This is a genomic window from Xanthomonas hortorum (assembly GCF_011305375.1).
Taxonomy (GTDB): Bacteria; Pseudomonadota; Gammaproteobacteria; order Xanthomonadales; family Xanthomonadaceae; genus Xanthomonas; species Xanthomonas hortorum_E.
In genome coordinates, this window is record NZ_VCME01000016.1 from 137,041 (window position 1) to 158,980 (window position 21,940).

The window sequence follows — 21,940 nt, forward strand, 5'->3', positions numbered from 1 at the left end:
CGGCTCGCCCGCCACCTCAAAATTACGGAACCCGAATGGCAGAAACCGCCAAGGAAATCATCCAGGTCAATCTGGAAGACGAGATGCGCAAGAGCTATCTCGATTACGCGATGAGCGTGATCGTGGGTCGCGCACTCCCCGATGCCCGTGATGGCCTCAAGCCTGTGCATCGCCGCGTGCTGTTTGCCATGCACGTGCTGGGCGCGCACAGCAACAAGGCGTACTTCAAGTCGGCGCGTATCGTCGGCGACGTCATCGGTAAATACCACCCGCACGGCGACCAGTCGGTGTACGACACGTTGGTGCGCATGGCGCAGCCATTCTCGCTGCGCTACATGATGGTCGACGGCCAGGGTAACTTCGGTTCGGTCGATGGCGACTCTGCCGCGGCGATGCGTTACACCGAGTCGCGCATGTCGCGACTGGCGCATGAGCTGATGGCCGACATCGACAAGGAAACCGTCGATTTCCAGCCCAATTACGACGAAAAGGAACTGGAACCGACGGTCATGCCGACCCGGTTTCCGAGCCTGTTGGTCAACGGCTCGGCCGGTATCGCGGTGGGCATGGCCACCAACATCCCGCCGCACAATCTGACCGAAGCGATCAACGCCTGCATCGCCTTGATCGACACGCCGGAGCTGGATGTCGAAGGCCTGATGGAGTACATCCCGGGCCCGGATTTCCCCACTGCCGGCATCATCAACGGCACCGCCGGCATTGCCGCCGGCTACCGCACCGGGCGTGGCCGGGTGCGCATGCGCGCCAAGGCCGACGTGGAAGTGGCCGATAACGGCCGTGAAGCGATCATCGTCACCGAGATCCCGTATCAGGTGAACAAGGCGCGGTTGATCGAGAAGATCGCCGAGCTGGTGAAGGAAAAGAAGCTCGAGGGCATCAGCGAGCTGCGCGACGAGTCCGACAAGGACGGCATGCGCATCTACATCGAGGTCAAGCGCGGCGAGTCGGCCGAGGTTGTGCTCAACAACCTGTATCAGCAGACCCAGATGGAGTCGGTGTTCGGCATCAACATGGTGGCGCTGATCGACGGCCGCCCGCAGTTGATGAACCTCAAGCAGATGCTGCAGGCGTTCATCCGCCACCGCCGCGAAGTGGTCACCCGCCGCACCATCTTTGAACTGCGCAAGGCGCGTGCGCGTGCGCATGTGCTGGAAGGCTTGACCGTCGCGTTGGCCAACATCGACGAGATGATCGAGCTGATCAAGACCTCGGCCAATCCGCAGGAAGCGCGCGAGCGCATGCTGGCCAAGACCTGGGAACCGGGGTTGGTCGGCGCCTTGCTGGGCGCAGCCGGTGCCGAGGCCTCCAAGCCGGAAGATCTGCCGCCGGGCGTGGGCCTGATCAAGGGCTTTTACCAGCTCACCGAAGTGCAGGCCTCGCAGATCCTGGAAATGCGTCTGCATCGCTTGACCGGGTTGGAGCAGGAAAAGCTGACCGACGAGTACAAGCAGTTGCTCGAGGTCATCCAGGGCCTGATCCGCATCCTGGAAAACCCCGACGTGCTGCTGCAGGTGATCCGCGACGAGCTGATCAATATCCGCGAAGAGTACGGCGACGAACGCCGCACCGAAATCCGTCACAGCGAAGAAGATCTGGATATTCTCGATCTGATTTCGCCGGAAGACGTGGTGGTGACGCTGTCGCACGCAGGCTATGCCAAGCGTCAACCGGTGAGCGCGTACCGCGCGCAGCGTCGTGGTGGTCGTGGTCGTTCTGCGGCAGCGACCAAGGAAGAGGATTTCATCGATCAGCTGTGGCTGGTCAACACGCACGACACGCTGCTGACCTTCACCAGCAGCGGCAAGGTGTTCTGGCTGCCGGTGTATCAGTTGCCGGAGGCCGGCTCCAATGCGCGCGGCCGTCCGATCATCAACTGGATTCCGCTGGAACCCGGCGAGCGCGTGCAGGCGGTGCTGCCGGTGCGCGAATACGCCGACAATCGCTATGTGTTCTTTGCCACGCGCAACGGCACGGTCAAGAAGACCCCGTTGAGCGAGTTCGCGTTCCGTCTGGCGCGCGGCAAGATCGCCATCAACCTCGATGAGGGCGATGCGCTGGTCGGTGTTGCCTTGACCGATGGCGACCGCGACGTGCTGTTGTTCGCCTCCAATGGCAAGACCGTACGCTTTGGCGAATCCACGGTGCGTTCGATGGGCCGTACCGCCACTGGTGTGCGCGGTATCCGTCTGACCAAGGGCGAAGAGGTGGTCAGCCTGATCGTGGCCGAGCGTGCCGGCGGTATCGAAGGAGATATCGAGGAAGAGGGTGTCGAGGACGTTGTGGAGACCACAGACGTGGCCGATGCCGCAGTGATCGAGGTCGCCGATAACGACGACACGGCCTACATCCTCACCGCCACCGAGAACGGCTACGGCAAGCGCACACCGCTGGCCGAGTATCCGCGCAAGGGACGTGGCACGCAGGGCGTGATCGGCATCCAGACCACCGAACGCAACGGCAAGTTGGTGCGTGCGGTGTTGCTGGGCGGCACCGACGAAGTGCTACTGATTTCCGATGGCGGTACGCTGGTGCGCACCCGCGGCTCGGAGATCTCGCGCGTGGGTCGCAACACGCAGGGCGTCACGCTGATCCGTCTGTCCAAGGGCGAAAAGCTGCAGGCGGTGGAACGTCTGGATGCCTCGCTGGATGAAGTGGAAGACGTGGTGGACGATGCAGCCGTCGCACCGGCAGCAAGCACCAGCGAGTTGCCGCCGACCGAAGCGTGATCGCGCCAAGCGAGTAACGCAGTTGAAGAAAGACGCCGGCGCACAGCCGGCGTTTTTTATTGCACGCGGTGACATCTGCAACGCAGTGTTTTTCGACGAGGGCCGCAAAGAACGCGGCTCTTTCACCGTTGCGGGTCGAAGGTGGTTGGCGGTGCGGCGGCGTTGCGTCGCCGCAGAATCGAAGAGGAACAACTGATGACGATCGTGCATCGTCCTTCCCGTCGCGGCCATTGGGCGCTGGCGACATTGGGAGGCGTGATTGGAGTGCTCGGCGCTGTGCTGCTTGCAGGCGGCGTGTGGTTGGCGGCGCTGGGCGGCTCCTGGTACTACGCGCCTGCGGGCGCGGCCATGCTGGTTGCCGGCGTGCTGCTGTTTCGCGGTCGCAATGCGGGCGCGTGGTGGTTTGCTGCAGTGGTCGTGGCGTCGTTGCTGTGGACAGGGTGGGAATCGGGCAGCGATTACTGGCGTTGGGTGCCGCGTGCGGGCTTGATCGTCGGCCTGGCGTTCGTGCTGGCGCTGCTGCTGCCCAAGTTGGAGCGCCCGGTGTCGCGTGCGGTTTCGCACAGCGTGGCCGGCGTACTGGCGGCGGTGTTTGTGGTGGCCTTCGCGCTGGCGTTCGTGCCGTTTGGGGTGACCGAGGCCGACGGCGCGTTGGCGCATGCGGCCGGTGTTGCCGCGAGCCTGGTCAATCGCAACACGCCGGCATCGTCTGCAGCGTCTGGCGTGCAGCCGGCCAATGCACCGGCCGATGACGACTGGGCCGCGTATGGACGCAGCCAGGCCGGGCTGCGTTATTCGCCGCTGCAGCAGATCAATCGCGACAACGTCGCTCAGTTGAAGCAGGCCTGGCTCTTCCACACCGGCGATCTGCCGAGCAAGCGCTGGGGCGCGGAAACCACGCCGTTGAAAGTGGGCGACAGTCTTTATTTGTGCACCGCGCGCAATCAGGTGATCGCGCTGGATGCATCCAGCGGGAAGGAGCGTTGGCGCTACGATCCCAAGGTTAAGGACGAGGCAATTCCGTATACGGCCGCCTGCCGTGGCGTGTCGTATTACCAGGTGCCGGCGGCCGCCAACGATGCCGCAGGAGCGGTGGCAGCGGATGCCTCAGCGCTGTGCCGCACGCGCATCATCGAAGGCACGCTGGATGGTCGCCTGATCGCACTGGATGCACGCAGCGGCAAGCCGTGCGCGGACTTCGGCAACAACGGCCAGGTCGATATCACCGTGGGGATGGGCGAGACCCCGCCGGGCTATGTGTCGATCAATTCGCCACCGGCGATCGTGCGCGGGGTGGTGGTCACCGGGCATCAGGTGCTGGATGGGCAGAAGCGTTACGAGCCCTCCGGTGTGATCGAGGGCTTCGATGCGGTGACCGGCAAGTTGCGCTGGGCCTGGGACATGACCCATCCGGACTGGAACGGCGCACCGCCGCCGGGCCAGAGTTGGACGCGTGGCACGCCGAACATGTGGACCACCGCCGCGGCCGACGAGCAGTTGGGCTATGTGTATCTGCCGATGGGCAATTCCACCGCCGATTACTGGAGCAGCTCGCGTACGCCGCAGGAGAATCGCTATGCGACTTCGTTGGTAGCGCTGGATGTCACCACCGGCAAGCCGGTGTGGAATTTCCAGACCACGCATATCGATGCCTGGGATTACGATCTGGGGTCGCAGCCGAGCCTGATCGACTTCCCCAAGGACGGGGTCAAGGTGCCGGCGGTGTTGTTGCCGAGCAAGCAGGGCGAGCTGTACGTGCTGGACCGGCGTACTGGCAAGCCGCTGGTGGGCGTGCAAGAACGTGCGGTGCCCGGTGGCGGCGTGGAGCCGCAGATGCGCGCCAAAACCCAGCCGTTCTCGCTGTATCACACGTTGCGCAAGCCGGATCTGACCGAGCGCGACATGTGGGGGATGACGCCGATCGATCAACTGGTGTGCCGCATCCAGTTCCGCAAGGCCAGCTACAAGGGCATCTACACGCCGCCGGAGGCCGACCGGCATTCGATCGAATATCCCGGTTACAACGGCGGGTCGGATTGGGGCAGTGTGGCGGTGGATCCGCAGCGCGGCGTGATCGTGGCCAACTACAACGACATGCCCAACTACAACCTGCTGGTGCCGCGCGCCAAGGCCGATAAACTGGGCTGGGCACCGCGCGATGAAGTGCGTGGCGATGCGGGCGGTGCGGAAGGTGCGGGCGATCCGCAGGCTGGCACGCCATATGCGATCAACGTCAATGCCGGCTGGCGTTTGCCGTTCACCAAGTTGCTGTGCAAGGAGCCTCCTTATGGCGGCATCCGCGCGATCGATTTGGCCAGCGGCAAGACGCTATGGGACCGTCCGTTCGGCAGTGCGCGCGGCAATGGGCCGTTCGGTATCCGCTCAGGGTTGCCGATCGAGATCGGCACGCCGAACAACGGCGGTTCGGTGGTGACGGCAAGCGGGTTGATCTTCATTGCCGCAGCCACCGACGACCTGATTCGCGCCATCGATCTGTCTACCGGCAAGGAGCTGTGGCACGCCAAGTTGCCGGCCGGTGGTCAGGCCAACCCGATGGTGTATGCCTACGGCGGCCGCGAGTATCTGGTGATCATGGCCGGTGGCCATCACTTCATGGAAACGCCTGCAGGCGATGCGGTGGTGGCGTATGCGTTGCCGCAGAAAACGCCTTGATTTGAGCCGTTCTCGAACCTGCTCGCCAGAGTTCGTTAGCCGTTCCTAAAGCTTGAAACAAAAAAAGCGCACCGTAAGTGGTGCGCTTTTTTTATGAGCAGTCGCAATGTACGTTTCAGCCAACGATGCTCATCGATACGCTGTCAGACAGCCATGCATCTACGTGTTGACCTAACAGAACACCGTGCCCACGCTCTTGCGAATCCCGAATCCCGAATCCCGAATCCCGAATCCCGAATCAAGCCACATTCGCCGCAACTGCTTCTTCCATCACCGCATCTTGCGCGTCCTGCGCCAGCGTGGCCTTGACGATGATCGAGCGGATGGCGTCGGTGGCATCGGACAGTGGCACATCGCTGCTCAGACGCTGAAAGGTGTCGCGGCTGTTGTAGCCGGAACCGTCCTTGAGATAGTGGTCGTACATCGACAGCAGGTCCTGGCAGGCCGTGATCAACGCGGCGACGTTACCGCGCACCAGCGCATGGCCGATCTGGTCGAAGCTGTGCAAGCAGTCCGCCAACCAGTGCAGGTCGTAGCGAGCGGTGTTCGGTTCGGGGGCATTGTGGCCGCGGCTGTAAGCGCTATAGCGACGCAGGCTGCGCGCAACGCGTGCCACATGCGCAAACAAGGTGCCGATTTCGTTGGCGATGTCCAGTTGCTGCACCATCACCATCGGAATCACCTGGGCCGTGGTCGCCTGTTGCTCGGCCGCGTTCTGTTCCTGCTGCTCCAGTGACTGTTTGAGCACCGCGTAGCTGCGCTGCAGCGATTCCAGCTCCAGGGTGCTGGCGGCCGCGCGTGCCTTCAATTGCGACAGCGCAGCCTGGTAGCGGGCAAGACTGTCCTGGGTGTTCGCAAGCTGGCCGGACTCGGCACGCAGTTGCCGGCCACGCACGAACGCCAGCCCGGTGGCGATGAGCGCCCAGAGTGCGAATGCAGGCACCAGGTAGATCAGGATGCCCATGGAGGCTCCTCGAAACGTTGCATACCTTGTCGGCCTGATCCCGGCAGTCTTGAGGGCAATTGTCGAGAATGTGACGGGCTACGGTGGTTTTGCCGTCAAAGCAGGCCGCCAGCGTGCAGGTCTGCGCACCTCTGACGAAGGACACGTTGCGAGCGGTATCCCTGCATGCTCGAATCAACGTACTCGCCAGCCCAGAGTTCCGCATGCGCAGATGGAGTGATTGCTGGCCGACCAAACTGCGGAACATGCGCGCAGTCGCACCGATCTGGATGTTGCTGTGCGCCACTGCGCATGCCGCGCCACCCACACCGCCATCGACGTCATCGACGCACGTCCAGGTGGGCTACAGCGAGGCGACGGATCTGTTCAACCTGCTGGATAACCTGTCGGACTGGTTGCCGGGTTTTACGGTGCCCGTCTACCGCAGCTACATGGAAGTCCATGGGGGGCTGGATCAGGCGGACCTTGCCGCGCTTGCCGCCTATGCGGATTTCCGCCGCCGCACCTCGGGGCTGGCAAAAGACGACGATCTGGAGGTGGTCGACCGAGTCTTTGCGCCAGACGTCACCCGTGAGGCGGATCCGTTCTCCCGACATTTCCTGGGGAGCGAAGACTTCGAAGCGTCGGCGAACGCCGCCATTGCAGAGCAGTCGGCAGATGATCAGAGACTGTTGCGCGCGTATTTTGCGCGGTTCGTTCCGCGTGCCAGCCGTTTGATCGCAGTTGCACCCCGTTTCGAGCAACAGATGCGCGTGCTGAGCGAGGAGCTGTCCAACCCGGCCGTTTCCCGGTTGGCATTGCAGATGCGTGATTTCTTTGCGGTGCCGGAACCTCCGGTGTTCGAGGCACGATTCGTGTGGTGGCCGGAGATGGATACCACCCAGGCCAAAGTGCGTGGACGCACGATGCTGCTCTATTCGCAGCACGATGCGCTCACCGGCACGGCATCGATGGACTGGACGCCGATCGTGTTGCACGAGTTGAGTCATTACTTGTCTGCGGGGCAGCCCTCCGCGCGTAAACGCATGCTCGCTGCCAATTTCTTGCAGCTGTGTCCGGGTGCGGCCAATTTGCGTAACCCGCTCAACGCGCTGGAAGAGCCATTGGCGATTTACTGGGGGCAGTATCGATTCGAACACGCAGTGCGTGGACGTGCCTTGCCGATGGCGTCGCAGTGGTATATCCAGGCGGATGCAGATCGCGCGGCGAAGGCGATCGCAGCTTCTTACCCGGCAAGCGGGGCGGTGCCGCTGCTCGATGACAGCGCATTGCTGGCTGCTGCTGCATCGGCCTGCAAGTAAACAGAGCTGGAAACCAAAGCCGACTGAGGCGATGCATTTCCTGCAGAGTATCTGGCTCGCTCATCTGGAGAGTGGCTTGTAGATGTCGAGTCCATTTAGAGCGGCTAACAAAACGCGTGTAGAGCGATTGATCTGCAGCTTGGCTGCGGGGCCCTTGCCCGCCCACCATCGCGGGACACGCCGCAAGTACATCCATGTAGGCTCTTACGCGGCATCCATGCCGCGTAAGGTCCCGCGACGGTGGGCAGGCAAGGACCAGTCGAGATGGTCGGTGTGCATGGTTGCGAGCAGTGCACACAGCCTGCCGACAGCGTGCGGTATACCGCGCTGTCGGTGGGCGAACTCAGCCAAGAATCCCTGGCAAATCCAGCCCTTTCTCCTTGGCGCATTCGGTGGCGATGGCGTAGCCGGCATCGGCGTGGCGCATGACGCCGGTGGCCGGGTCGTTCCAGAGCACGCGTTCGATCCGCTTGTCGGCTGCTTCGCTACCGTCGCAGACGATCACCATGCCGGCGTGCTGCGAGAACCCCATGCCGACGCCGCCACCGTGGTGCAGCGACACCCAGGTGGCGCCGCTGGCGGTGTTGAGCAGGGCGTTGAGCAGCGGCCAGTCGGACACCGCATCCGAGCCGTCGGCCATGGCTTCGGTTTCGCGGTTGGGCGAGGCGACGCTGCCGGAATCCAGATGGTCGCGCCCGATGACGACCGGCGCCTTCAATTCACCACTGCGCACCATCGCGTTGAAGGCCAGACCCAGCCGGTGCCGGTCGCCCAGACCGACCCAGCAGATGCGCGCAGGCAGGCCCTGGAAGGCGATCTTTTCAGCAGCCATGTCGAGCCAGCGATGCAGATGCGCATCGTCGGGAATGAGTTCCTTGACCTTGGCATCGGTCTTGGCGATGTCCTGCGGATCGCCACTGAGCGCGACCCAGCGGAACGGGCCGACGCCGCGACAGAATAGTGGCCGGATGTAGGCGGGCACGAAGCCGGGAAAGTCGAACGCGTTGTCGACGCCTTCCTCCAGTGCCATCTGGCGCAGGTTGTTGCCGTAGTCCACGGTGGGCACGCCCAGCGCGTGGAAGGTGAGCATGGCGCGGATGTGGCTGGCCATCGACTCGCGCGCGGCTGCTTCCACTTCCTTGGGCGCGCGCTCGCGCTTTGCGTCCCATTCTTCCACGCTCCAGCCCTGCGGCAGGTAGCCGTTGACCGGGTCGTGCGCGGAGGTCTGGTCGGTCAGCAGGTCCGGCTTGATCCCGCGTATCAGCAGTTCGTCGAGCACGTCGGCCACGTTACCGAGCAGGCCGACCGACAGCGGCTTCTTCGCCGTGCACGATTCCTCGATCAGGCGCAGCGCTTCGTCCAGCGAGTCGGTCCAGGTGTCCAGATAACCGGTGCGCAGGCGCATGTCGATGCTGGAACGGCGGCATTCCACCGCCAGGCACGAGGCGCCGGCCATCACCGCGGCCAGCGGCTGCGCGCCACCCATGCCGCCGAGGCCGCCGGTGAACAGCCACTTGCCGGCCAGGTTGCCGCCGTAATGCTGGCGGCCCATCTCGACGAAGGTTTCGTAGGTGCCTTGCACGATGCCTTGCGCGCCGATGTAGATCCAGCTGCCGGCGGTCATCTGGCCGTACATCGCCAGGCCCTTTTTATCGAGTTCGTTGAAGTGGTCCCAGGTGGCCCAGCGCGGCACCAGGTTGGAGTTGGCGATCAGCACGCGTGGCGCATCGGCGTGCGTGCGAAACACGCCGACCGGCTTGCCGGATTGCACCAGCAAGGTCTGGTCGTCGTCCAGGCGGGTGAGCGCGGCGACGATCGCATCGAAGGATTCCCAATCGCGCGCGGCGCGGCCGATGCCGCCGTACACCACCAGTTCCTGCGGGCGCTCGGCCACGTCCGGGTCCAGATTGTTCATCAGCATGCGCAGCGGTGCTTCGGTGAGCCAGCTCTTGGCGGTGAGCGTGGTGCCGGTGGCGGCGCGGATGACGCGGGTTGCGTCGTGACGGGTCATGCCGGATTCCTTGCAATCAACGGTGCGCCGCAGGCGGCGTGGTGTCGGAGGAGGGGGGTGTTGCGTTGGCGAAGTGCAGGCAGGTCAGCAGTACGTGCCGCAGCACGGCGCGTAATGCCACTGCGTGCGCTGGCTGCCACGGCGTGGGCCAGGTGTCTGGCGTGATGTTGTCGGGCTCGCGCATATAACCGCGGCAGGCCAGCTCCATCTGCAGCGTATGCACGCCGCGCTCGGGCTGCGCGTAGTGGCGGGTGATCCAGCCACCCTTGAAACGCCCATTGCGCACGGTGCTGGAGCCACTGCTGCGGCACAGCCGTTCTACCGCATCGGTCAGGTCTGGATCGCAACTACGGTCGTCATTGCTGCCGATATTGAACTGCGGCAACTCGCCGTCGAACAGATGCGGAATATGCGAGCGGATCGAATGCGCGTCGTAGACCACGATCTTTGGGTGTTGCGCGCGCAGGCGCGCAATCTCGATATCGAGCGCAGCGTGATAAGGATCGAACCAGCGGGTACGGCGTCGCTCGATCTGCGCCTGATCAGGTGCGTCACCGTCTGCGTACAACGGCTGATTGTCGAAGGTGGTCAGCGGGCACAGACCGGTGGTGTTCTGGCCCGGATACAACGATGCGCCGCTCGGGTCGCGATTGACGTCGATCACCGAGCGCGAGATCGCGGTACGCACGGTGGTGGCACCGAGCGATTGCGCGAAGTCGTAGAGCTGATGCACCCACCAATCGGCATCGCGGCGCGCCAGCCACGGCGACACGAATTGATCGGCCACGTCGTCAGGTAGCTCGGTGCCGGTATGCGGGAAGCTGACGATCAGTGGCGCGTCGCCGCGGTGAACTTCGAGCCAGGGCAGGGCGCTCATCGTTGCGTGCCTTGCATCAGTGCAATCGTCCAGACGTCTTGATAGCGCGTCTTGTCGGCCTGCCGATTCATGCGTCCTGCTCCACGCCCGGCAATGCCATCGCCACCACACGCGCCAGTGCACCCGAGCGCACCAGCGCGCTGGCAGCCAGCATGTCGGGATGGAAGTAGCGGTCGTCCTGCAGCATTGGCACCTGCGCGCGCAGCAGTGCGCGTGCGGCTTCCAACGCGGCGCTTGAGCGTAGCGGCGCATGGAAATCGCAGCCCTGCACGGCGGCGAGCAGCTCGATGCCGATCACATGCGTGGCGTTCTCTGCCATCGCCAACAAGCGACGTGCGCCGTGCGCTGCCATCGACACATGATCTTCCTGATTGGCCGAGGTCGGAATCGAATCGACACTGGCCGGATACGCGCGCTGCTTGTTCTCCGACACCAAGGCGGCAGCAGTGACCTGCGGAATCATGAAGCCCGAATTCAAGCCCGGGCGCGGGGTGAGAAATGCTGGCAGGCCGGACAACGCAGGGTCGACCAGCATCGCGGTGCGGCGTTCGCTGATCGAGCCGATTTCGCAGACCGCCATCGCCAGCATGTCGGCGGCAAATGCGACCGGTTCGGCGTGGAAGTTGCCGCCCGACAAGGCCTCGCCGGTGTCGCTGAACACCAACGGATTATCGGACACGCCATTGGCCTCGATTTCCAGCGTGCGCGCGGCCTGACGCATGATGTCCAGCGCCGCGCCCATCACCTGCGGCTGGCAGCGCAGGCAGTACGGATCCTGCACGCGTACATCGCCGAGCCGGTGCGATTCGCGAATGCTCGAATCTGCCATCAGCGCGCGCAGCGCTGCAGCGGTGGCGATCTGCCCAGGCTGCCCGCGCAAGGCATGGATGCGCGCATCGAACGGCGTATCCGAGCCCTTGGCCGCTTCCACCGACAAGGCGCCAGTGACCAGCGCGGCCTGCAGCACGGTTTCGATCTCGAACAAACCGGCCAATGCGCAGGCAGTGGAAAACTGGGTGCCGTTGAGCAGCGCCAGGCCTTCCTTTGCGCCGAGCACGCGCGGCTGCAACTGCGCCTGTGCAAGCGCCTCGGCGGCAGGTAAACGTTGCTCGCCGACGAAGGCCTCGCCAACGCCGATCATCACTGCGGCCAGATGCGACAGCGGCGCCAGATCGCCGGAGGCACCGACCGAGCCCTGGCACGGCACCACCGGCGTGATGCCCAGACGCAGCATCGCGTCCAACAGCGCCAGCGTCTGCGGCTGCACGCCGGAGGCGCCTTGGGCCAGGCTGGTGAGCTTGAGCGCCATCATCAGCCGCACCACCGGTACGGGTGTGGGCTCGCCGACACCGGCCGCGTGCGACAGCACGATATTGCGTTGCAGGGTCTGCAGGTCTTCGCGCTCGATGCGCACGCTGGCCAGTTTGCCGAAGCCGGTATTGACGCCGTAGACCGGCTCGCCGCGCGCGACGATGGCCTCCACCGTCTGCGCGCTGCGCAGTACGGCCGCTGCGCAAGTGTCGTCCAACACGACCTCGGCGCCGCGATACAACGCACGCCATTGCGCCAGGGTGACCTGGCCGGGCTGCAAGACAACAGAACTCATGACGACTCCGGATTCAGCAGGAATGCCCGCGCCAGACGCGGGCATGAAGTGGGTTGAAGCCCATGCGGTAGACCAGATCGGCCGGCGCGTCGATGTTCCAGATCGCCAGGTCGCAGTGCATGCCGGCGCGCAGCCGGCCAAGCCGTTCGCTGCGTCCGAGCGCACGTGCAGCCTCGCGGGTAAAACCGGCGATGCATTCGTCCACGGTCATGCGGAACAAGGTGGCGGCCATGTTCATCGCCAACAGCGGGCTGGTCAGCGGCGAGGTGCCTGGATTGCAATCGGTGGCCAGGGCCAGCGGTACGCCGGCGGCGCGCAACGCGGCGATCGGCGGCAGCTGGGTGTCGCGGGTGAAATAGAACGCGCCCGGCAACAGCACCGCCACCGTGCCGGCGCTGGCCATCGCGGCAACGCCGTCGCTGTCCAAGTATTCGATGTGATCGGCCGACAGCGCGCCATAGCGTGCGGCCAGTGCTGCGCCGTGCTGGTTGCTCAGTTGTTCGGCATGAATCTTGATGCCCAAGCCGTGCGCTTGCGCGGCGACGAAGACCTGTTCTGCCTGCGCGGTAGAGAACGCCAGGTGCTCGCAGAACACGTCCACGGCCTCGGCAAGACCTTGCGCGGCGATTGCCGGAATCATCTGCGTGCAGACCGCGTCGATATAGGTCTGCGCATCGCCGCCCGGTGGCACCGCGTGGGCGCCGAGGAAGGTCGGCACCACTTCGACCTTGCGCAGCGCGGCGAGCTGGCGTGCCACGCGCAGCTGTTTGGTTTCGTCCTCCAGCGTGAGCCCGTAGCCGGATTTGATTTCCAGCGTGGTCACACCTTCGGCAAGCATGGCGTCCAGGCGCGGCAGGCTGGCGGCCAGCAGCGCTGCGTCGTCGGCCGCGCGGGTTGCGCGCACGGTGGCCACGATGCCGCCGCCGGCCGTCGCGATTTCGGCGTAACTGGCGCCGCGCAGACGCTGTTCGAATTCGTTGGCGCGGTTGCCCGCGTAGACCAGATGGGTGTGGCAATCGATCAGGCCGGGGCCGATCCAGCGACGCTGGCAATCGTGCGCGGTGTCGGGCTCCAGCGCCGGGGCCTGTGTGGCCGGGCCGGCATAGGTGATGCGGCCGCCCTGGCAGGCAACCACGCCATCGTTCACGATGCTCAGGCCGCCATCGGCGGCGTCCAGTGTCATCAGTTGCGCGTTGTGCCAGAGGACGTCGCAATGCATGGCGCAGGCTCGTGGTGTCTGATATGTATATACAATAGGACCGGCAATCGAGGGTGTCCAGTGGCAGACCAACAGGTGCAGGCGGTGTGGGCAGCGCGGGTGCTTTTGCCTGATGGCTGGGCGAGCGGTGTGCGGATCGCGCTGGCGCAGGGGCGTATCGCCTCGGTGCAGACCGAGACTGCTATGGCCGCCACCGATACCCGTGCCGAGGTGCTGCTGCCCGGGCTGGGCAACCTGCACAGCCACGCGTTCCAGCGCGGCATGGCCGGCCTGACCGAAGTGGGCGGGCGCAGCGGCGACAGTTTCTGGAGCTGGCGCGAGTTGATGTATCGCTTCGTCGACCGGCTGGACCCGGACAGCCTGCAGGCGATCGCCGAACAGGCCTATGTGGAAATGCTCGAAAGCGGCTTCACCCGCGTTGGCGAATTTCATTATCTGCACCACAGCCCCAGCGGCGCTGCGTATGCGCAGGCCGGCGAAATGTCCGAGCGCATCGCCGCCGCTTCCGCCACGACTGGCATCGGGTTGACGCTGTTGCCGGTGTTCTATGCGCATTCGGATTTCGGCGGTGTAGCGCCAAGTACAGCGCAGCGTCGTTTGATCCACGACATCGACGGTTTCGCGCGCTTGCTGGACGACTGCACGCGCAGCCTAAAAGCCTTGCCCGATGCAGTGCTCGGGTTGGCGCCGCACAGCCTGCGCGCGGTCACGCCAGAACAACTGGCCGCGCTGGTGCCGCTCACCACTGGCCCGATCCACATCCATATCGCCGAGCAGCAGCGCGAGGTCGATGCGTGTCTGGCCTGGTCGGGCATGCGCCCGGTGCAGTGGCTGCAGGCCAACGCGTCGGTGGATGCGCGCTGGTGTCTGGTGCACGCCACGCATGTGGATGCAAGCGAACTGCAGGCGATCGTCGATAGCGGTGCGGTGGTCGGGCTCTGCCCGATCACCGAGGCGAATCTGGGCGACGGGCTGTTTCCGATGCAGGCATTTGCTGCTGCGGGCGGGCGGTTCGGGGTGGGTTCGGATTCGAATGTCTTGATCGATGCGGCCGAAGAACTGCGCCTGCTCGAATACGGCCAACGCCTGCAATTGCAGGCGCGCAATGTGCTGGCGCAAGCTGGCGTTTCCAGCGGGAGGTGGTTGTTCGACCAAGCCAGCGACGGAGCGGCGCAGGCCTTGGGTATTGCAAACGGTGGAATCCGTGTCGGCGCATCGGCCGATCTGCTTGAGCTGGATCTCACCCATCCGGCGCTGCTGGCGCGCAGCGACGATGCCTTGCTCGACAGTTGGCTGTTCGCCGCACGCGGCAGTGCCGTGCGTACTGTCTGGCGCGCCGGGCAACAGGTGGTGCGCGACGGGCAGCATATGGATCGCGCGCGCATTGCCACGCGTTTTGCCGGCGTTTTGCGATCGCTGCTGAGCAACTGAGCGGATGCGCGCACAATGCGGTTCTGACCGGAGACCTGCTTTGACCGCCCACCCCATCGCCGCGCCCGGCACCCTGCATCAACGCATCCGTCAGGATCTGGAACAACGCATCCACAGCGGCGACTGGCCGCCCGGTCACCGCGTGCCGCCCGAACACGAGTTGATGACGCAGTACGGCTGTTCGCGCATGACGGTCAACAAGGTGCTCGGGCTGCTCGCCGACGCCGGCATGATCGAACGTCGCCGCCGCACCGGCTCGTTCGTGGCGCGGCCGCATCCGCATCTGGAACAGGTGGCGCTGTCGATCCCGGATATCGAAGTGGAGATGACCACGCGCGGCCATGCCTATCGGTTTTCGTTGTTGTCGCGGCGACTGCGCAACCTGCGTCAGCGCGTGCCGCAGGAACGCGCCCTGGGCAGCACCGGCAAGGTGCTGGCGCTGGAAAGCGTGCACCTTGCCGATGGCAGCCCGTTCGCGCTGGAGCAACGCGTGATCGACACCACCACGGTGCCGGAGGCGTTATTGCAATCGTTCACCGACGTGGCACCGGGCAGTTGGCTGTTGCGCAACGTGCCATGGACGCGCGCCGAACACCGCATCAGCGCGGTCAATGCCGACGCCGCGCAGGCGCAACGCCTGCAGGTGGACGATGGCGCCGCATGTCTGGTGATCGATCGCCACACCTGGCGTGGCGATCAGCCGGTCACCTACGTGCGCCAATGGTTCCTCGGCGGCTCGTACGATCTGGTGGCGCGGTTTGCGCCGGGAATGCGCTGAGATTCGCGGCGGCTGACCAACGCGGCAATCACCCACTCAAATCGTCGTGCACTGACGCCAACGCACTGGCTCGTCCACACCTGTGCGCGGGTTGAGTTGCACACGCACGGTGCGCAGGTACGGGTAGCGTTCCAGTTCGCGGCAGATCAGCGGCCATGCGGCGGCGTCTTCGACCGTGCGGTCCACCGCCAACGTTGCCTGAGTGATCCAGATCCCGCGGAGTAGACCGGGCGTCTGTGCGAGCGCTTTGGAAACCTCGCGTTGATAGCCCTGCATGGTCGCTGCATCCGGTTCCTTGCCGCTTGCGAATGGCATGGCTGCCGGAGTGGATGCCGTTGTCGGCGCAGCCTGCGACGTAGCAGTAGCAGCGGAAGGCGCAGCACGCACGGGTGCGGCAACCGGTGGGGTAGGTGCAATTGCAGTTTGCGTCAGCGCCGCTTCCTGCAGCGCCGGCTGCAGTGCCAGCACAGCGACCAGCGCCAAGGTTGCGAGAGCCACACCGGCGATGACGCTGTGGCGGATCGCGCGGCGCCTTGCCATGCGGACCACGCCGGTTTCCATGTCGCCGGGCAGGTAGGGTTTGAGCAGTGGCCACAGGCGCGTGCCGTCCAGCACTTCGATGGATTGCTTGTCGGCGGCCGCGATGCCTTCGCGCTCCATGCGGCCCTCGGTCACCATCACACCGCCGCCGGCACCGGCCAGCCGCGCCATCGCGCCCAACTCGTTGACCGCCGCCACGCCGATGCGATAACCGCGCCCGTGCTTGCAGGCAACCAGGCGGGTGCCGTGGTCGGTCTGCATCATGAAATCGGCGGTGGGCAGGCCGTCCTGCGGCAACCGGGTCGGTTGCCAACCGCGTTGGTCCTGCAGCACGCGCAGCACCAGGGCGGAAAAATCACGCCAGTGCATCGCTGCCAGGGCGCGCACGCCCTCGGTGGTTTCGTCGGCGCGACGGCGCACCAGCCAGACATAAGCGCACACCGCCAGCCACAGCAAGAGGGCGGCCAACAGCGCCAAAATCCAGGAAGGCATCAAAATCAAACGAAGTTATGGCGCGTATAACGAAATGGTGCGCCTAGAAGAATCCCTCGCGGCAGATTCGTCAATGGATCGCGCGCGGCGAACTCACGAGCCGTGATCCAGATAGCGAAAGACCCGCCAGTCCGAAGCCGTGAGGGGAGGGGAGCAAACGGACTTCGTGTTACAGGACTGGCGGGTCCTTCTCGATTGTGTGGAAAATCATGCTGCTTTGCAACATTCGCCGGGTGCCAGGCTTATTCGCCGTCGAAAGCAGCGGTGTTTCCGGTTGAGGCGCTGCCTGGCGTGGTTGATCCAGTGCCGGCCGTGTCGCTACTGGCAGCCTGCGCCGCTTGATTGGCGGTACGGTTGGCACGCTTGGTGGCGGCGGTATTGGCACGCACCTGGGCCTTCAACGATTCCACTTCTCGACGCAGGTTTTCCAGCTCGTCCTGTTCGGGGATGTTGAGGGTGCGCAGCACGCCCTTGACGCGTTCGTCGAAGGCCTTGCCCAGCCGGTCCCAGCCACGCACGGCGGTGTCGCGTGCCTGCTCGAACTGGGTCTCCACCTCTTCGCGCAGTTCATCGACGCTTTCGCTGGCCTTCTGCTGGCCCGTGCGCTCATAGGCCGCGCCCTCGCGAACCAGGGAATCGAACAATTTGCCGCCCTCGGTCTGGACGCGACCCAGCGCGCCGAGCCCGGCCAACCACACCGTCTGTGCCGATTCGCCAAGCCGGCGCGAAATCTGCTCTGCCTGCGCCTGGAACCCATGGGCCGCGTTGTTGCGGTTGCCGTTCTGATCGTATCCGGTCGTCATGCGATGCTCCTGTAGGTTGCTAAAGCGACGTTGCTTTCACCCTAGTTCCGACGCTGCATCGGGCAGGTGAAGCATTGCCTGCTGGCGTCTATCTAGGTCATGTGTGCGCGAGACGCGTTTTCAAGCATCCGCGCATCCAGCGTGATGCGGGTGACCTGGCGCTGAAGGGCCGGGACCTTCAGCGCGGCCTGCTCAAGTTCGCAGGCCCCAGGCTTGGCCCGCTTGGGGCAAGGACCATCAGACCGGCCTGCTCAGGCGAGTTTTTCGCTCAGCAACCGTCTGATTTCCGATTCCACCATCGGCTGCACCGCCGATAACAGAAAGCCAAGCTCGGCGGTGACATGCACCTGCTGCGGCAGCAAGGTGATCGCCCCGTCCACACCGGCACGCGCGATGCGCAAGGTATCGCCTTCCCAGTGCGAAGCGATGCCGTAGCGATCGGTCAGTTTGCGTGCCGCCTCGTCGATCGCTGCGCGGGCCTGGGCCGGCGTCAAGGAATGGTCGTGGCGGATATCGATGCTGGACATGGCGTGGATAGGTGAGACGAAAGGAGCGCGCATTGTGCGCATGCGCGGGCCAGGCTCCAAGTGCGGCTGCTTGCAGCGGACCAGGAACGACGCGCAAACACCGCGCCTGTTGGGCGGACGCCGGTCACGTTGTTGGCCGCTGCAAGGGGCAGACCTGCTAGGCTACGGCGGGTGCGCGATCTGCAAGTTCATTTCACTCACCGGCAGCAGCCGGATCATTCTCTCAAGCCCGGCGTCCACCGGATCGTCCGTCATGCCTCCGGCAGCGTGCGGGTGGTGGACGATGCGCAGGGCGCGTTGCTGTTGGCGCAGTTCTGCCTGGACCAGCGCGGCCTGTGGCTGCAGGTGGCCAACGGAATCCGCGGCATCCATGTCAACGGACGCCCGGTACGCCGCATGGCACTGCTGCGCCCCGGCGATGCGATCTACGCCGACGGCGTGGAGATGCTGCTGCGCAGTGCGCCGTCGAGCGCGCCGGCCAACGATGTGCCAGAGGACGACGCCGGCCTGAGCGAGGTCTGCCTGTTGTTGCGCGGGTTGGGTGGCCGTCATCACGGGCGCAGCTTCACGCTGGATCGCTCACGGCTGGTCGGCAGCGACCCGGCCGCAGACATCGTTATCGACGACCCGGCCTTTGCGGCCCAGCATGCACGCCTGGAACGCCACGGCGACCGCGTGCTGATCCGCGATCTGGGGTCGGAAGAAGGCAGCTGGATCAATGGCGTGCAGGTGCGCGACGGCTGGCTGCAGGCCGGCGACCAGGTCGTATTCGATGCCCGCCACCGGTTTGTCGTCGAGGTACCGCGTACCCATCACGGCACCACCTGGGATATCCCCGACACCGAGCCGTTGCCACCGCCGCGCGCCACCACCGAACCGACGCATGCGCCGGTCAAGGTCGCGCGCTGGCCGTGGCTGCTGCTCAGCGCGGTGTTGCTGGCGGCGGCGCTGAGCGCCTTGCTGTGGTTCGGCGCGCGCTGAGTTTTTTCCAGGCCCGCCAGCCCAGCAATACCGCAAGAATCCCGGCATACAGCGCCGGTTCGCGGATATCGGATTTCACCAGCCACCAGAAGTGCAGCACCGCCAACAGCCCGATCGGGTAGATCAGCATGTGCAGGCGGCCCCAGTTGCGCTTGAGCCGACGCATCCAGCCCTGGGTGGAGGTGATCGCCAACGGCAACAGCAACAGCCAGGCCGTGAAGCCGACGGTGATATAGGGCCGTTTGATGATCTCTTCGAAGATCTGGGTCCAGAAGCCGCGCAGATCCAGGCTCAGGTAGGCCGCCAGATGCACGCTGGCGTAGAAGAACGCGTACAGCCCGAGCATGCGGCGGAAGCGGATCAGTACCGCCTGGCCGGTGAGCTGGCGCAGTGGCGTGACTGCCAAGGTGATCAACAGGAAGCGCAGCGCCCATAGCCCGGTGCGGTGCTCGATCTCGGCGACCGGATCGGCGCCCAGCGCATCGCTGCCGGTTTGCCACACCTGCCAGAACTGCCAGCCGAGCAATGCGATCGGCGCCAACGCGGCCGCATGCAGCAGCGTCTTGGCAGCGATCAGGGAGGTGGATGTCTTGGCCATGCGATCTCGAAGAAGGAAGCGATGCCGCGCGGGCATGAAGCGTGCACGGACATGAAACGTAGGAGCGCACCTGGGCGCGACGGGCTTTGCTGGTAATGCCCGTCGCGCCCGGGTGCGCTCCTACGATGGGTCGATATCAGATCGTTTGTTGCCTAGAACCACTTCTTCAAATCCATCCCCGCGTACAACGAAGCGACCTGATCCGCATAGCCGTTGAACGGCTTGGTCGCGATGCGCTCGGCGAACAACTTGCTGGCGGTGCCGGCGATACGCCGCTCGGTCTTCTGGCTCCAGCGCGGATGGTCCACCGCCGGATTGACGTTGGAAAAGAACCCATATTCGGACGGCTGCAGATCGTGCCACGCGGTCTCGGGCATCTTCTCGACGAAGCGGATCTCCACGATCGACTTGATGCTCTTGAAGCCGTACTTCCACGGCACCACCAGCCGCAACGGCGCGCCGTTCTGCTGCGGCAGCGGCTTGCCGTACAGGCCGGTGGCCAGCAAGGTCAGCGGATGCATCGCTTCATCGATGCGCAGGCCTTCGCGATACGGCCAGTTGATCGAGCGGTAGCGCACGCCGGGCATTTGCTGCGGGTCGGCCAGCGTGGTGAACGCCACGTACTTGGCCTTGGAGGTCGGCGCAAAGCGCTTGAGCACCTCGCCCAGCGGTACGCCGGTCCACGGAATCACCATCGACCAGCCTTCCACGCAGCGCAGCCGGTAGATGCGTTCTTCGGCAGGAATGCCCTTGAGCAATTCGTCCAGCGACAGGCTGCCCGGCTTTTCACACTCGCCGCTGACCTTCACCGACCACGGTGACAGCTTCAAGGTCTTGGCGGCCTTCGAAGGGTCGGTCTTGTCGGTGCCGAATTCGTAGAAATTGTTGTAGCTGGTGACGTCTTCCAGCCGGGTCAGTTCCTCGGCGGTACGGAAGCCGCTGCGCGCTTGCGCCGGCGTCACCACGGTTTTGGGCGGAGGCGGCGGGTCGGCCTCGGCGCACCCGGCCACGCCCAGAGCCGGGGTCAGCGCGAACAGCTGCAGCAGCCGGCGCCGGTCGCGGTAAACGGCCTCATCGGTGATCTCGCTGGACGGCGTCTTCAAGACATCGCGAAGGGACATGGCTCGCTCCTGACAGTGGCTGCAGATGAGAATAACGGACCACGGTGACGGTGCTGCCCATGGACGCTGCAACACCATACGTCGGCGTCGGTGAGAAGGATGCAGCTGCAACTTTTCTGCAACGCTGCCAAGGCCGATGCGCTGCGGCATACTAGAAGGCTAGCTCGACAAGGTGTGCCATGACACGCGCGTTCAATTTCAGTGCCGGCCCTGCGACATTGCCGGAATCGGTCCTGCGGCAGGCGCAGGCGGAGATGGTCGAGTGGAATGGCGTCGGCGCCTCGATCGTGGAAATCAGCCACCGCAGCGCCGATTTCATGGCCGTGGCGGCCGCGGCCGAAGCCGATCTGCGCACCCTGTTGTCGATTCCCAACGACTACGCGGTGCTGTTCACTGCCGGTGGCGCCACCACCATCCAGGCGCTGCTGCCGCTGAATTTCGCCGCGCCCGGTCAGGCCGCCGACTATGTGATCAGTGGGCACTGGGGCAAGACCGCGATCAAGCAGGCCGCGCCTTATGTGGATGCACGGATCGCTGCCGACGGCCAGGCGGAAGGCTTCACCGATATCCCGCCGGTGGCCAGCTGGACTTTGTCGCCGCACTCGGCCTATGTGCACATCACCGCCAACGAGACCATCCATGGCGTGGAGTTTCGCGACACGCCGGATGTGGGCACGTTGCCGTTGTTCGCCGACTTCAGTTCGTCGATCGCCTCCGAGCCGCTGGACATCTCGCGCTACGGATTGATCTACGCCGGGGCGCAGAAAAATCTTGGGCCGGTCGGCATCTCGGTGCTGATCGTGCGGCGCGACCTGCTCGAACGTGCCGGCCAGCCGCGCGCGGATATCTTCAACTACGCCTCGCACGCGGCCCGCGATTCGATGCTCAACACGCCGCCGACCTGGAACTGGTATCTGCTCGGCCTCAACGTAAAGTGGATGCTGGAGCAGGGCGGGGTGGAGGAGTTCGCGCGTCGCAATGCGGAGAAAGCCGCGCTGGTGTATGGCGCCATCGATGGCTCCGGCGGCTTCTATCGCAACCTGATCAAGCCCGCCGTGCGTTCGCGCATGAATATCCCGTTCTTTCTGCCCGATGAGCAGTTGGATGCGTTGTTCGTCAGCGAATCCAAGGCGGCCGGCCTGTTGGCGTTGAAGGGGCACAAGGCCGTCGGCGGCTTGCGTGCCTCGCTCTATAACGCGATGCCGGTGGCAGGCGCGCAGGCGCTGGTGAGCTTCATGCACGACTTCCAGCAGCGGCACGGCTGAGTCTTC

The 21,940-nt window shown here is 64.7% G+C and carries 17 protein-coding genes; 7 read left to right on the plus strand and 10 right to left on the minus strand.

Annotation, left to right across the window (positions count from 1 at the left end; all coding sequences use genetic code 11):
* The first annotated feature begins 35 nt into the window (after positions 1-35).
* Both gyrA and FFY45_RS15120 read left to right on the plus strand, forming a co-directional pair.
* Entirely contained in the window at positions 36-2,747 is a 2,712-nt protein-coding gene (gene gyrA, locus FFY45_RS15115) for a DNA gyrase subunit A (protein WP_176341043.1), read from the plus strand.
* Positions 2,748-2,942: 195 nt separating this feature from the next.
* Positions 2,943-5,420, plus strand: coding sequence for a membrane-bound PQQ-dependent dehydrogenase, glucose/quinate/shikimate family (locus FFY45_RS15120; RefSeq protein ID WP_176341044.1), 2,478 nt, complete (start codon positions 2,943-2,945; stop codon positions 5,418-5,420).
* 238 nt (positions 5,421-5,658) lie between these two features.
* On the opposite strand, the gene FFY45_RS15125 is transcribed toward FFY45_RS15120, so the two are convergent.
* Positions 5,659-6,384, minus strand: coding sequence for a hypothetical protein (locus tag FFY45_RS15125; protein ID WP_023903654.1), 726 nt, complete (start codon positions 6,382-6,384; stop codon positions 5,659-5,661).
* A 113-nt stretch (positions 6,385-6,497) separates the two neighbouring features.
* Between FFY45_RS15125 and FFY45_RS15130 the strand changes: the two genes are divergently transcribed.
* Positions 6,498-7,685 (plus strand): hypothetical protein, encoded by a 1,188-nt coding sequence (locus tag FFY45_RS15130; protein ID WP_343204109.1) that lies wholly within the window; start codon positions 6,498-6,500, stop codon positions 7,683-7,685.
* A 343-nt stretch (positions 7,686-8,028) separates the two neighbouring features.
* Here FFY45_RS15130 and hutU read toward each other — a convergent pair whose 3' ends face one another.
* The 4 genes from hutU to hutI all read right to left on the minus strand — a co-directional run bounded on the left by hutU (position 8,029) and on the right by hutI (position 13,398).
* Positions 8,029-9,696, minus strand: coding sequence for a urocanate hydratase (gene hutU / locus FFY45_RS15135; protein WP_176341046.1), 1,668 nt, complete (start codon positions 9,694-9,696; stop codon positions 8,029-8,031).
* 16 nt (positions 9,697-9,712) lie between these two features.
* Complete coding sequence (gene hutG, locus FFY45_RS15140; protein ID WP_176341047.1) at positions 9,713-10,573, minus strand: N-formylglutamate deformylase; 861 nt, start codon at positions 10,571-10,573, stop codon at positions 9,713-9,715.
* 67 nt (positions 10,574-10,640) lie between these two features.
* Entirely contained in the window at positions 10,641-12,179 is a 1,539-nt protein-coding gene (hutH, locus tag FFY45_RS15145; protein WP_439333539.1) for a histidine ammonia-lyase, read from the minus strand.
* Between the two features lie 13 nt (positions 12,180-12,192).
* On the minus strand, positions 12,193-13,398 hold the full coding sequence (gene hutI, locus FFY45_RS15150; protein WP_176341049.1) for an imidazolonepropionase: 1,206 nt from the start codon (positions 13,396-13,398) through the stop codon (positions 12,193-12,195).
* 60 nt (positions 13,399-13,458) lie between these two features.
* Between hutI and FFY45_RS15155 the strand changes: the two genes are divergently transcribed.
* Positions 13,459-14,829 carry a formimidoylglutamate deiminase gene (locus FFY45_RS15155; protein ID WP_176341050.1) on the plus strand — a complete coding sequence of 457 codons (1,371 nt, stop codon included), beginning with the start codon at positions 13,459-13,461 and terminating at the stop codon, positions 14,827-14,829.
* A 4-nt stretch (positions 14,830-14,833) separates the two neighbouring features.
* Complete coding sequence (gene hutC / locus FFY45_RS15160) at positions 14,834-15,607, plus strand: histidine utilization transcriptional repressor HutC (protein WP_074057953.1); 774 nt, start codon at positions 14,834-14,836, stop codon at positions 15,605-15,607.
* Between the two features lie 36 nt (positions 15,608-15,643).
* On the opposite strand, the gene FFY45_RS15165 is transcribed toward hutC, so the two are convergent.
* The 3 genes from FFY45_RS15165 to FFY45_RS15175 all read right to left on the minus strand — a co-directional run bounded on the left by FFY45_RS15165 (position 15,644) and on the right by FFY45_RS15175 (position 17,969).
* Complete coding sequence (locus FFY45_RS15165) at positions 15,644-16,639, minus strand: restriction endonuclease (RefSeq protein ID WP_176341051.1); 996 nt, start codon at positions 16,637-16,639, stop codon at positions 15,644-15,646.
* Positions 16,640-16,881: 242 nt separating this feature from the next.
* Complete coding sequence (locus tag FFY45_RS15170; protein WP_023903663.1) at positions 16,882-17,442, minus strand: phasin family protein; 561 nt, start codon at positions 17,440-17,442, stop codon at positions 16,882-16,884.
* Between the two features lie 251 nt (positions 17,443-17,693).
* A complete protein-coding gene (locus FFY45_RS15175) occupies positions 17,694-17,969 on the minus strand; it encodes a polyhydroxyalkanoic acid system family protein (protein ID WP_176341052.1) in 276 nt (91 codons plus the stop codon).
* Positions 17,970-18,140: 171 nt separating this feature from the next.
* Between FFY45_RS15175 and FFY45_RS15180 the strand changes: the two genes are divergently transcribed.
* On the plus strand, positions 18,141-18,950 hold the full coding sequence (locus tag FFY45_RS15180; RefSeq protein ID WP_176341053.1) for an FHA domain-containing protein: 810 nt from the start codon (positions 18,141-18,143) through the stop codon (positions 18,948-18,950).
* Here FFY45_RS15180 and msrQ read toward each other — a convergent pair.
* Both msrQ and msrP read right to left on the minus strand, forming a co-directional pair.
* The gene (gene msrQ / locus FFY45_RS15185; protein ID WP_176341054.1) at positions 18,892-19,548 is read right to left on the minus strand and encodes a protein-methionine-sulfoxide reductase heme-binding subunit MsrQ; all 657 of its coding nucleotides are present in this window, start codon (positions 19,546-19,548) and stop codon (positions 18,892-18,894) included. The genes FFY45_RS15180 and msrQ overlap by 59 nt on opposite strands.
* Positions 19,549-19,700: 152 nt before the next feature.
* Entirely contained in the window at positions 19,701-20,669 is a 969-nt protein-coding gene (gene msrP, locus FFY45_RS15190; protein ID WP_176341055.1) for a protein-methionine-sulfoxide reductase catalytic subunit MsrP, read from the minus strand.
* A gap of 179 nt (positions 20,670-20,848) precedes the next feature.
* Here msrP and serC point away from each other — a divergent pair, with 179 nt between their 5' ends.
* Positions 20,849-21,934: a 3-phosphoserine/phosphohydroxythreonine transaminase gene (gene serC, locus FFY45_RS15195; protein WP_176341056.1), complete on the plus strand. Its 1,086-nt coding sequence runs from the start codon at positions 20,849-20,851 to the stop codon at positions 21,932-21,934.
* The last annotated feature ends 6 nt before the right edge of the window (positions 21,935-21,940 follow it).